Source organism: Candidatus Liberibacter africanus PTSAPSY, from assembly GCF_001021085.1.
Classification (GTDB): domain Bacteria; phylum Pseudomonadota; class Alphaproteobacteria; order Rhizobiales; family Rhizobiaceae; genus Liberibacter; species Liberibacter africanus.
Window position 1 is genome coordinate 941,005 of sequence record NZ_CP004021.1, and the last position, 13,120, is coordinate 954,124.

The window sequence follows — 13,120 nt, forward strand, 5'->3', positions numbered from 1 at the left end:
AGTGGTAGTTAATGTATTTTAGAATGAAATTATAGATGCGAAATAATCCTTGGCTTGTGGGCTTATATGCAATGATCTGTGGTATAGGTATTCTTTTTGCTTTGCCTAATTTTTTGCCAAAATATTTTTTAGATGAATTTCCTTCGTTCATGCCGAAAAAGCATGTTTCTTTAGGATTGGATTTACAAGGAGGATCGCATTTAGTCTTGGAAGTAGATGAAGATGATTTGATTAGTGAATATTTGAACACATATTTAGACGAATTGCGCTCTTTTTTAAGAACAGATAATGTATCTGTTCTTTCAATGCGTCAGATCAAAAATCGAATAACACTTTCTTTCCCTGATTCTAGATCAAAGGAAAATGTTGTCGGTAAAATTAATAATTTTCTTCAAAGTCTTTCTTCTAAATTCAATATGGATCCAAAGAAAAATTTGTTGATTGCAACTAATATCGAAAATGAAATATCGATTGTATTAAGACAAGATGCGATTGATTCGTTAGTTTCTCCTGCGATTAAACAAAGTATGGAAATTATTCGTCAACGTATTGACCAAATTGGCATCAATGAACCAACGATACAGCGTTTAAGTTCAAACCGTATACTTATTCAGCTCCCAGGAGAACAAAATTCTTCCCGTTTGCGTCAATTATTAGGCACAACAGCTAAAATGAGTTTTCATAAAGTATTGCCGAATGATCGTAATAAAGGATTTGTTCTTGGTGCGAGTCTTTTGAAAGATAATGATGGCAATCAATATCTTGTCGAAGATAAAGTTGAAATTTCTGGCACACACTTGAATGGTGCTACTGCTAATTTTGATCGTGGAACACATAATCCAGTAATTGATATTAGTTTTGATGACATAGGTGCTCGTCGTTTTTTTGAGATGACGCGTGATAATGTAGGAAAGGTTGTAGCTATAGTTCTTGATGGCAGGGTTTTAACTGCTCCTGTTGTGAATCAGGCTATTCCAAATGGTAGAGCACAAATATCTGGTAAGTTTACGATTGAAACAGCCGGCATTTTAGCAGCGATGTTACGTGCGGGTTCTTTGCCAGTAAAATTAAATATTGTCGAAGAGAGAAGTGTTGGTGCAGATCTTGGTAGCGATTCTATTAATAATGGAATGTATGCTATTACATCAGGATTGGTTCTTGTAGTTTTTTTCATGATCTTTCTTTATGGGAGATGGGGGCTTCTTGCTGATTTTTCTATTTTTTTAAATATTATTTTAACCCTTGCTCTTTTGAGTTTGTTGGATGTTACTTTAACGCTTCCTGGTATTGCAGGAATTGTATTAGGTATAGGATTGGCTGTTGATTCTAATATTTTAGTAAATGAACGAATACGAGAAGAGAGTCGTAAAAATCAAAGTGTTTTTTATAGTTTAGATATGGGTTTTTCCCGTGCTTTTTCTACTATTTTCGATTCTAATATGACGGCTTTGATATCGAATGTTATCTTGTTTTTTTTCGGTACTGGTCCAGTTCGTGGTTTTGCTGTTACAATGGGTTTATCCATTTTGATCTCTATGTTTACGTCAATCTCTATTGTTCGTGCTATGATGATTTTTATTGTACGATACACACAAAATAGATCTATAAATATCCAGCCTTTATTGCGATTTTTTCTGATTCCCGATCATACCACTATTCAGTTTATGAAAATGCGTTTTTGGGGAATTGGAATTTCTATTATTTGTTCCATTGGTTCTATGGTTTTATTGTATACACATGGATTAAATTATGGAGTTGATTTTGAAGGTGGTATTCAGATAGGTGTACTCACTAGTAAATCCGTAGATTTATCTGTAGTGCGATCTAATTTAGAATCTTTGCAAATAGGGGATGTCTCTTTTCAAAATTTTGATGGAGATAAAAATTTTCTTGTTAGGTTAAAATATCAGCATGGTAGTATTGCCGATCAAACTCGTGTTTTAGAAGAAGTTAAGAAAAAAATAACTGAAACAGTGCCCTCTGCTATGATTCAACACACAGAAATAATAGGTCCGAAAGTTTCTAGAGAATTAATCGAAAAGGGAATTACAGGGGTTATTATCTCTGTAATTACAATTTTAATTTATATTTGGATTCGTTTTGAATGGCACTTTGCTGTAGGTGCGATAACAACATTGATATTAGATATAACTAAAACATTGGGTTTATTTTCTTTATTTGCAATAGAATTTAATCTCACAGCGGTTGCGGCGATTTTGACGCTGATCGGTTATTCTGTTAACGATAAGATCGTGGTATACGATCGAATGCGTACGAATATGAAACTGGATTCTTCTATTCCGTTTCGAGATTTGATAGATAAGTCTATCAATGAGACTTTGAGGCGCAGTATTTATACTTCCACAGCTGCTTTTATGTCTGTATTGCCTATGGCTATTTGGGGTGGAACTGCTATAGCAAGTTTTGCAGTCCCTATGGCATTTGGTATTTTTATAGCAGCTTCTTCTTCTATTTTTATTGCTGCTCCGATATTGCTCTTTATCCATAAATGGCGCTTTAAAAATGCTATGATATAATAAAGAAATATTGCATCAAATAGATGTTTTTTCGTTTTAAGGCAAGGGTTTATCTAAAAAATATGTTTTTATTTTTCGCAACAACATTCTTTCATAGGAGAGATAAAGAGATCTTTTTGTTTATGGTGCTGCAAGAGAGAATCGGACTCTCGACCTCTCCCTTACCAAGGGAGTGCTCTACCACTGAGCTACTGCAGCGTATCTGATAGAATAATTATATTGCTTATCTATATGTATATCAGTTACAATTTTATTGCTATATCTTATTATAATATATTATAGAAAAATGTGCTGACTTTTTTGTATTCTAGGGGATTTTTGAATGAAAATTAGTAATAATAAAGACGATTATAGTAGTGAAAAAGATATTTTATTTAATGAAAGAAAAAATGTTAATTCTCAGGAAGATCGCAAAAAAAGATTAGCGTCTATGCTAAGAAAGAATCTTCATCGTCGTAAAGAGCAGGCACGTCTTAAAGATTAAAAATATAAAAAAATCTTAGATGACATGAATTTCTTTTTTGTCTATGTTATAAAATTATTGTGAAATAAGAGTTTTTATTTGTGGTTTTCATAAGAAAAGATTGTTTGTTTTTTAGAGGAGAATTTAGGTTTTAAAAACCTTGTAGAAAATGGAGCGTATAAAGATTATAGGGGGCAATAAACTTAATGGTATTATTCCAATTTCTGGGGCAAAAAACGCTGCTTTGCCGCTAATGATAGCATCATTACTTACAAGTGAAACGTTAACGTTGGAAAACATTCCTAATTTAGCGGATGTGAAACTTCTTATTCGTATTTTAAAGTCCCATGGAGTTGAGATATCAAGTGATAGTGGTGATCAGGATGATAATTATTCTTCAACAATGCACTTTAGGTGTCCTCTTATAGTTGATCTGACTGGATCATATGACTTAGTTTCTAAAATGAGAGCTAGTTTTTGGGTCATTGGACCTTTATTGGCACGAGCAGGATATGCTCGTATATCTTTGCCTGGTGGCTGTGCTATTGGCACACGTCCTGTTGATTTGTTCGTAGATTCATTAAAATCCTTAGGTGTTATAATAAAAATTGATGGTGGTTATGTAGATGCTCGTGTTTCTAGTAAAGGCTTGAGAGGAACGGATTATACATTTTCGAAAGTCTCTGTCGGCGCAACACAAGTGATGATGATGGTCGCGTGTTTGTCGAGTGGAGATACATCTATTCATAATGCGGCATGTGAACCAGAAGTTGTTGATCTTGCCTATTGTCTTAATGCGATGGGAGCAAAAATTTCTGGGATAGGTTCTTCTACTCTAATGATAGAAGGAGTTACGAGTTTATCTGGAACACGTTATAAAGTTCTTCCAGATCGAATTGAAGCAGGAACTTATGCAATGGCTGTGGCAATGACAGGAGGAGATGTCATTTTAAAAATCACTGATTCTTCTCCTTTAAAAACAGTTTTTAAAGTAATGCGCCAGACCGGGGTGGATATTGATGTTATAGATAAGGGTATTCGTGTACGATGGAATGGAGATAAATTAAGGCCTGTTGATATTGTAACAGCTCCTTTCCCTGGTTTCCCAACTGATTTGCAGGCGCAATTTATGGCTATGATGTGTTGTGCATCGGGTGTTTCACATATCACTGAAACTATTTTTGAAAATCGTTTTATGCATGTACAAGAACTAGTTCGACTTGGTGCTCAAATTTCTCTTTTGGGACAAACAGCAAGAGTTGAAGGGGTTGATTTATTACGAGGAGCTCCTGTCATGGCGACTGATTTGCGCGCTTCAGTTTCTTTGGTGATAGCAGCATTAGCAGCTCAAGGAGAAACAGAAATTTCTCGCGTGTATCATCTTGATCGAGGTTTTGAATCTTTAGAAAAAAAATTGAGCGGATGCGGTGCCTTGATACAGCGTATTTAGAAATAAATTATGAATAACATATCCATTTGAACGTCATTCCTTATTGTAGTAGTTATGATTTAATATAAAAACTAGTCTTTTTTGTAAAAATATAATGCTGTTTCTTTGGTGATAGCAGCATTAGCAGCTCAAGGAGAAACAGAAATTTCTCGCGTGTATCATCTTGATCGAGGTTTTGAATGTTTGGAAAAAAGTTGAGCGGATGCGGTGCCTTGATACAGCGTATTTAGAAATAAATTATGAATAACATATCCATTTGAACATCACTCTTTATTTTAGTAGTTATGATTTAATATAAAAACTAGCCTTTTTTGTAAAAATATAATGCCGTAGAATGTTTTTTAAAGAATTATTTGAAACGAAATTTTCTATATTTCTTCTTTGGTATATTGCAATATTCTTTTTACAGTAGAGACTAATTCAGAAACAGGAATCATAGTTTGAGCTACGCGCGCTTCACGCCAAGATTCATTATTTTGTATTTCTTTGGAGAGTTCTTTCCCTTTGATTAGGTCTTTAATTTGTAGCATTCCTTGAGATCTTTCTCCTGTTCCTTGAATAATAGCAATAGGGCAATTACGTCGATCGGCATATTTCAATTGATTGCCAAAATTCTTAGAAGATCCTAGAAACATTTCAGCACGTATACCCGCTGATCGTAACATTTGGGTATACATTTGATATTTGCTTAAGCTATCTGGATCATGATCCATGGTGGTTATGAGTACTGGTCCTATTTCTTTTGTATTATTTATGGAACTTTCAAGGCTTTTTAGAGCAACGATCATACGTGAAATTCCAATAGAAAAACCTGTTGCAGGTACGTTTTGTCCTTTGAAACGTGATATGAGTCCATCGTAACGACCACCACCTCCAACGGATCCAAAAATTACAGGTTGTTGTTTTTTGTTCATTACAGGAAAACGTAGGACAGCCTCGTAGACACATCCTGTATAGTATTCTAGACCTCTGACAATCGTAGAAGATATTGCAATGCGTTCTGAATCATATCCAGATTTTTTGACAAGTTCACTAATCGAAATAAGTTCATTATATCCTTTTTCTCCGATAGCTGAGCCTTTCACTAGTTCGTACAACTCATTCATCGATTTTTCAAGTTCAATGGAAAGGAAAGACATCACCACATCGATTTGCTCAGATGTAAGATTGGCTCCTGTCGTGAAATCTCCTGAGCTATCTATACGTCCTTTCCCAAGCAATAATTTAACTTCTTGCAGTCCAAATTTATCCAGTTTATCAATTGCGCGTAAGACAATTAATCGTTCTTTGAGCTTATTATCACCATGCAATCCAATTTTTTCTAAGATACCATCAAGTATTTTACGATTATTGATTCTTATTTGGTAATGATTTTGTTTTATTCCTACGGATTCAAGTGTATCTGCCATCATCATACACATTTCGGCATCAGCTGTTTCGGCTGAAGATCCGACGTTATCTACATCACATTGTATAAATTGTCTAAATCTTCCAGGTCCGTGTTTTTCATTACGGAATACAGGTCCAATACGGTATGTGCGATATGGAAAAACTATTGTATCAAAATTTTCTGCAACATGGCGTGCTAAAGGAGCGGTTAAGTCATAGCGCAAGCTAATCCACTGACCGTCATCATCTTGAAGAGAAAAAACACCTTTGTTAGGTCTATCGTCATCGGGGAGAAATTTTCCCAAGGCATCAGAATATTCTAATAAAGGTGTTTCAATGGGATCAAAGCCATATTTTTCATATATATTACGAATGGCATCAATAATCTTATCGCGAATACGTATTTCTTTTGTTGGACAATCAACAAATCCACGAGGTAATTCTGCCCTTAACTTTGTTGTTTTTTTCATATCTCCTCGCATATATCAAAGGTATATTATTCTGTTATGGTGTAAAAATAAATTTGGACTGCAACTAATGGGCGATAAAGTGATGAGAGTTATTTGGGCTATCGCTGGATAGATCATATCTATGGTTATATTGTATGTTATTTAAATTATTATGTATACATTGTTTATATTAAGGTTAGAGAAGATTGTTCTTTTGTGCTGTCATTATTATCTATTTTTCGGTGGATTGTATCCACTTCCAATTGCAGTATAAAGATCTACATAGTCTTTTGCTAATTGTTTTTTAGCTATAGATAAATTAATTTTTTCTTTTTCGGTAGTACGTTGTATGTCTAATAGATTATACAAAGAGTATCTTCCTTGTGTATGGTTGATCATTGATAGTTTTGTAGCTTTTTCATATAATTCCACAGTATCTTGGATTTTTATGATGATTTTTTTATCTGCGTCAATAGCTACTAATGCATCTTCTACTTCTTTAATAGCTTGTAATACTGTTTCTTTCCATGCAACGTACTGCTCTTGTGCTAAGGATTCGGCTCTGCGTATGTTAGATTTAATTTTTTGTCTGTTAAAAATTGGTAGGGATATTTTTGGACCAAAAGACCAGTTAGTATTTTGAGGAAATCTACTATCGTGTGTAAGGGAGATAGAACCATTTAATGAAATCGAAGGATAAAGATCGGATTCAGCTATACCTATTTTAGCTGTTAACTCAGAAAGTTTTTTCTCTTGATAACGAATATCTGGTCTATTTCGAATCATGTCTGCCGGGATTCCGATATTAATAGGTACATATAAATTCAACTGAAAGGGAGCAGGCTTCTTTTGCATATCATGTAAAAGATCAGTGGCGGGATAACCAAGAAGAGTAGAGATGTTATGCACGTTAACACGAAATTCTTTTTCAAGATTCAGTATATCAGATTCGGCTGATTTTATTTCTGCTTCTAGTTTTATAAGAGATAATTTTGATATGGCTCCTTTGGAGTATTGAAGATGACTTAGTTCTATATTTTTTTTGTGTAAATCTACTATTTGATGAGCAATTGATATTCTTTCTTTAAAATGACGTGCGTTTATATATGAGTATATTATTTTGGAAATAATGGTGAGTTTTGCCATATCTGCTTGAGCATATGCACCATCAAAATATGCTACGGCACTTTCCATACGCTTTTTTTGTCCAAATAAGTCAATTTTCCAATCAGCATCTAATCTTCCTGTGGAATTAGTGTTCAATTCGGGCATAATGTCATGGGATATTGACGTATGCAAAGAAGGGGCCATCTCTGCTTGAGCAGATAGGATGTTTTCCTTTGCGATATTTATACGTTCTTTTACTTGAAGTATTGTGAGATTTTGTTGTAAGGCAATTTGGACAAGTTTATTAAGATAGGTATCGTTAAATGATTCCCACCATTGTAGTGTGTCTATATGGATGATTTTTTTTGAATTTCCTATAGAAAATTTTGTGGGTAACATTGGTATTTGAGGGCTTGTGTATTTAGGACCCACACTGCATCCCGGCAACAATACAATAAAGAGAGAAAAAATTATTTTTATAATATTCATGAAAATGAGATCTTTTAGATAAAAATAAAAAAGAAAATTGGTAATGCTACTTGAATGAAATATGTTATATAATTCGAAAATGTTTATTTTTTCGCATTAATATACATAATATTGAAAATAGTCTTAAGCATTTGATTTAAGAGTATTTTTTATATTTACTGTGTGCTTTTTTATGGAATTCATGGTTATTTTATTTCTTACATTTTCAATCTATATGGGAGAAAGATGATCTTTTATTTTTGGAATACTCAAGGGTATTTTATTGTCTTCTTTTATATGCTTTGTTGTCTGTGATCCTGATTTATTTGTATACCGATAATCAATTCAAGGGTATTAAATGCGAGCTCTAATTACTGCTTATCTATGCAATATCTTTTTTTAAAACATTTCCCCATTCGATTGAGATTTAATGCCACTAGCATAAATTTTTTTGTAATATTTGATTGCATATTGCAGATTCGAACAAAACATCACAGTTGTTCAAACAACAGCCTATTTTTTAGTATTTAATAATCTCGGCATTAATAGATCATTTATTCACGATCGTTCAAACTTGTTTCGTATCCTTTTGACCGATTTTTTTGTATTTGAATATCAATGGTAAAGAAAACAGATTTAACTATATGACCCAATGCAATGAATTATGGACATGATTATATATGATTTACAGGTTGTGGGAAATGATATGTGCGACAATTGGCAAACACGTTGAATTAAAATATTTCTATATTTTAAGTGAAGATGATACCAACTATTAGTTATACAAAATCTTATATAAAATTCACATGGAGGCCTCGCCCAGAATCGAACTGGGGTTGAAGGATTTGCAGTCCTCTGCGTAACCATTCCGCCACGAGGCCGAAGATATAAAGCAATAAAAAAAGGTAGAAATCTTCTTTTTTTAAACATCTAGCGCTTCATAAAGGATACCACCACAATCCATATAACAGTAAATTTTTTTTCTCGCAAGGATAAATTTAATTAACGTCAAATATTAATAATCCAAAAAGTAAATTCGTCTATAATGGAATTTATGAATTATATGAGTGTATTTTTTGATAAGTAACATTTCCATTATTAATTATTTTAAAACAATATTCCCATTATGAATGAAAAAATTGTGAAAAATTAATAATTTCTTAATAATATCAAATATTTTGGTTTATTTTTTGAAATGATTTTTATATATTGATCGTGGCTGTTTTGGTACTATCATGAAAAGATTGTAACAGGTAAATGTCAAAATGATACTTTGCGATAGGTGGGTTAGTATATGAAAGTAGATTGTGATTTTAGATTAGTGTAATTTTGCTATGTCTCTTCATGATAATGCCATTTTGATGGCGGTTTAGAATAGAGATTTAAAATTAAAATAAATAGTTCTTTTCTTATATATTTTTTTTAAAAGGGGATAAAAATGGTTCAATCTACTAATGCGGTATCCGAACCATCTATGGAAGAAATTGTCAATTCTATTCGTAGAATATTAGAAAGTAATGATCAGGAATTTTCTTCGTCTAATAATGTGCAAACTCAGGTTCAAGAGCGCAAAGAAGGTGTGGATGAGAACAAAGATCTTATGCAAGAGGATAAAATGTCGACTCGTCTTTTTTCAGATTCAAATTCTCGTTTGAGAAAATATACTGTAGAGCGTCCGCAACAGGAATCTGTATCACTTTCTGATATTGCGGCGCGTGTTCGTTCTGAAGCACGGAGCGATTATCCTCGTGCGTCTTCCGATGTATCTTCTCCTGTAGAAGGGTTGATGCCTACGAAGAGTGTGTCAGAAGAAGATATTATCCAAGATGAATCTTTGAATGAAGATATTTCTTCAAATTTGGATCTTAATGTGCAGATGAAAGACCCAATGCATTCTTCCGATGTCGTGGATGTATGTAAAGAAGAAGATCAGGCGATTATTTCATCTGACATTGAAAATCAAGTTGCTTCTTCTTTTGATCAGTTGGTAAAGGCTCTTAAGGAATCGGATAGTCGTTCTCTTGACCAGCTTTCTATAGATGTATTGCGTCCTATGTTGCGTGAATGGTTAGATGATAATTTGCCAGGCATTGTAGAGAGACTTGTACGGGAAGAAATAGAGAGAATTGCTAGGGGTCCTGTTCGGCGTTAATCTGTTTTTTTGAATTTTTAGTCTTTTTCTAGGAATTTTGTTTTTCATTTTAAAGCATGATTAGAGGTGATATTTTAATTGGTTTTTGTGGATGATAGATAAAACATATGATTTCTCTCTGGTAGAAAGAAAAAGTGCAGACAAATGGCATTCCATTGATGCATTTCGTATGGGTGCGAATGCTAGTCTGAATTCTGAATCTTTCTGTATTGTTATGCCTCCTCCAAATGTAACGGGTTCGTTACATATGGGGCATGCTTTTAATAGTACTATACAGGATATCATCATTCGTTTTGAACGCATGAGAGGGAAGAATGTATTGTGGCAACCAGGAATGGATCATGCTGGTATTGCTACGCAGATAACAGTTGAATCTCGTTTGCTTTGCGAATCTTCTCTAACTCGAGAAGATATTGGGCGTCAGGCTTTTATTGAGAAAATTTGGGATTGGAAAGAAAAATCTGGAGGATTCATTCTCAGTCAATTAAAAAGGTTGGGTGCATCATGTGATTGGTCTCGTGAGAGATTTACAATGGATCAGGGAATGTCTCAAGCAGTCATCAGTGCTTTTGTCATTCTTTATAAAGACGGTTTGATTTATAGAGATAATAGGATTAGTAATTGGGATCCGCATCTTAAAACTTCTGTATCTGATCTTGAAGTAATTCAAGATGAGGTTGATGGAAGTTTATGGTATATACGTTATCCATTAGTTGACGGAGTCACGTATTGTCATCCAATTACATTTGATAATGATGGGATTCCTATTGATTGGGAAGTTCGTGATTATATTATTGTGTCTACGACTCGTCCAGAAACAATGTTTGGGGATGTCGGTATTGTTATTCATCCCGATGATTGTCGTTATAAAGATCTTGTGGGGAAATATGCTAAGATTCCCATAGTTGATCGTATTATTCCTATTATATGTGATTCTGATCCTGATCCTGAATTTGGATCTGGAGTAGTTAAAATAACTCCTGCACATGATTTTAATGATTTTGAAGTTGCAAAGCGTCATGGATTGGATTTCATAAATATTTTAACTCCTGAAGCAAAGATTTTTCTCTTAAGAAACGAAAGTTTTTTGAAAGATCTTGTTATTTCCGATGAAATTAGAGATATTTTAAACGAATTTGAGGGTTTAGATTGTCTTACTGCTCGCTCGAAAATAGTTTCATTTCTTGAAAAAATTAATCTTCTTGATGAAGTTAAATCTTATAGGCATGTTGTACCTCGTTGTGAGCGTAGTGGTGTAATTATCGAACCTCGTATAACAGAACAATGGTATCTTGATGCTAAAGTTTTAGCGGAATCTGCGATTCTTTCGGTAAGAAGCTCTCGTACCTCTTTTATCCCTCAATCTTGGGATAAAAGTTATTATGAATGGCTAGAAAATATTCAACCTTGGTGTATTTCACGGCAGATTTGGTGGGGACATCAAATTCCTGTTTGGTATGGTCCCGACGGGAAGGTATTTGTTGAAAATACTGAAGATGTTGCTTTGCGTTCTGCTATTGATTATTACCTTGCGCAGAATAATGACATGACGCTCAATGTGCAAAAAATGATACAAGAGGGAAATGTATCAAAACTTTTAAAACGTGAGGAAGATGTATTAGATACTTGGTTTTCTTCTGCGCTTTGGCCTTTTGCATCTCTTGGATGGCCAGAAAAAACTACTGAATTAAAAACTTATTATCCTACAAATATTGTGGTAACTGGATTTGACATTTTGTTTTTCTGGGTCGCACGTATGATGATGATGGGTCTGTATTTTATGAAAGATACGGAAGGTAAGGGAATTGAGCCTTTTCAGATCGTTTATATGCATGCGTTGATTAGAGATAAAAATGGACAAAAAATGTCTAAATCTAAAGGCAATGTTATAGATCCAATTGATTTGATAGATCAATATGGTGCAGATGCTTTGCGATTTTATTTTTCTATCATGGCCGTTCAAGGGCGTGATATTAAGTTGGATTTAGAGCGTATTATTGGTTATCGCAATTTTGTCACTAAATTTTGGAATGCTGTGCGTTTTGCAAAAATGAAAGATGCAAAACACAGTGTTTCTTTTATTCCCCAAAATGTAGAGTGGATTATTAATAAATGGATTATCGCACGACTTGCCGCTGTGATTAATGAAGTTACAATAGGGATAGAGAATCGTCGTTTTAACGATGTGTCTGCTATTTTATATCGTTTTGTGTGGAATGAGTTATGCGATTGGTATGTTGAATTTATTAAATCAATTCTCAATCAAGAAGATAATAGATTTGTTTCTGAAACTTTATCATGTTTCTCTTACGTATTATGTAATGTTTGTAAGTTGTTGCATCCAATTATACCATTTGTGACAGAAGAACTTTATGCGCATGTTTCTCCTTATGATGACATGAAAAAAAGTGGTTTTTTATGTCATGCACAATGGCCATCACTTTCGTTCTATGAACCTGCATCTGTAGAAGAAGTGAATTGGGTTATTCGTTTGATTTCTGAAGTTCGTTCCGTACGTACAGAAATTAATGTACCATTGAAAGCAGTAGTACCATTAGTTTTTGTCAACATAGATCCAGTTATGCGAGAAAGATTAATGTTTCATAAGCATATTATTGATCGTTTATCTTCTGGAAATATTATATTTGCAGATTCTCCTCCAGATCATTCAATTCAAATTATTCTTGATGGAATGGTATTTTTTTTGCAAATTGGTGATTTTATTGACTTTGTTAAAGAAAAACATCGCCTCGAAAAATCTCTGGAAAAAGTAATCAAGGAATTATCTTCTATAAGAAAAAGGTTAGATAATAATTGTTTTGTAGAAAAAGCTCCTCCTGAGGTTTTACAGCTAGAAAAAGAAAAGCTTTCTAAAGTTCAGAAGAAAAAACTATCTATAGAGATTTCTCTTGAGCGTATAAAAATTTTCTAGGTATGAGGATGTTTAATATAATAAAACAACCATCTTAAATCATAGTTCATATAACGAAAATGTTGTTATAGACTTTGAGAACCTTTGGCACTATCCTAGCGCTTTTGTATACTGGTTTTTTATATTTTAAAATAGATAATAATTTGAAATACAGTATTAATATCGTCGTTTTA

Annotated in this window: 8 protein-coding genes and 2 tRNA genes; 6 read left to right on the forward strand and 4 right to left on the reverse strand. The window is 33.6% G+C overall.

Annotated elements, in window-relative coordinates:
- Window positions 1–35 precede the first annotated feature (35 nt).
- On the forward strand, window positions 36–2,537 hold the full coding sequence (secD, locus tag G293_RS04250) for a protein translocase subunit SecD (protein WP_047264442.1): 2,502 nt from the start codon (window positions 36–38) through the stop codon (window positions 2,535–2,537).
- 123 nt (window positions 2,538–2,660) lie between these two features.
- On the opposite strand, the gene G293_RS04255 is transcribed toward secD, so the two are convergent.
- Window positions 2,661–2,735, reverse strand: a tRNA-Thr gene (locus tag G293_RS04255).
- A gap of 124 nt (window positions 2,736–2,859) precedes the next feature.
- Between G293_RS04255 and G293_RS05810 the strand changes: the two genes are divergently transcribed.
- From G293_RS05810 to G293_RS06050, 3 genes are all read left to right on the forward strand, one after another.
- Window positions 2,860–3,021 carry a hypothetical protein gene (locus tag G293_RS05810; protein WP_200897306.1) on the forward strand — a complete coding sequence of 54 codons (162 nt, stop codon included), beginning with the start codon at window positions 2,860–2,862 and terminating at the stop codon, window positions 3,019–3,021.
- Window positions 3,022–3,169: 148 nt separating this feature from the next.
- Window positions 3,170–4,450, forward strand: a complete 1,281-nt coding sequence (gene murA, locus G293_RS04260; protein ID WP_047264443.1) for a UDP-N-acetylglucosamine 1-carboxyvinyltransferase — start codon at window positions 3,170–3,172, stop codon at window positions 4,448–4,450.
- 108 nt (window positions 4,451–4,558) lie between these two features.
- Complete coding sequence (locus G293_RS06050; protein WP_342027542.1) at window positions 4,559–4,648, forward strand: hypothetical protein; 90 nt, start codon at window positions 4,559–4,561, stop codon at window positions 4,646–4,648.
- 170 nt (window positions 4,649–4,818) lie between these two features.
- Here the strand turns inward: G293_RS06050 and hisS are convergent, their stop codons facing one another.
- The 3 genes from hisS to G293_RS04275 form a co-directional block, all read right to left on the reverse strand.
- Window positions 4,819–6,321: a histidine--tRNA ligase gene (gene hisS, locus G293_RS04265; protein ID WP_047264444.1), complete on the reverse strand. Its 1,503-nt coding sequence runs from the start codon at window positions 6,319–6,321 to the stop codon at window positions 4,819–4,821.
- A 195-nt stretch (window positions 6,322–6,516) separates the two neighbouring features.
- Window positions 6,517–7,884, reverse strand: a complete 1,368-nt coding sequence (locus G293_RS04270) for an efflux transporter outer membrane subunit (RefSeq protein WP_047264445.1) — start codon at window positions 7,882–7,884, stop codon at window positions 6,517–6,519.
- A 786-nt stretch (window positions 7,885–8,670) separates the two neighbouring features.
- Window positions 8,671–8,744: transfer RNA gene (locus G293_RS04275), tRNA-Cys, on the reverse strand.
- 557 nt (window positions 8,745–9,301) lie between these two features.
- Between G293_RS04275 and G293_RS04280 the strand changes: the two genes are divergently transcribed.
- Both G293_RS04280 and G293_RS04285 read left to right on the forward strand, forming a co-directional pair.
- The gene (locus tag G293_RS04280) at window positions 9,302–10,015 is read left to right on the forward strand and encodes a PopZ family protein (RefSeq protein ID WP_047264446.1); all 714 of its coding nucleotides are present in this window, start codon (window positions 9,302–9,304) and stop codon (window positions 10,013–10,015) included.
- Window positions 10,016–10,106: 91 nt separating this feature from the next.
- Window positions 10,107–12,947, forward strand: a complete 2,841-nt coding sequence (locus G293_RS04285; RefSeq protein WP_047264447.1) for a valine--tRNA ligase — start codon at window positions 10,107–10,109, stop codon at window positions 12,945–12,947.
- The last annotated feature ends 173 nt before the right edge of the window (window positions 12,948–13,120 follow it).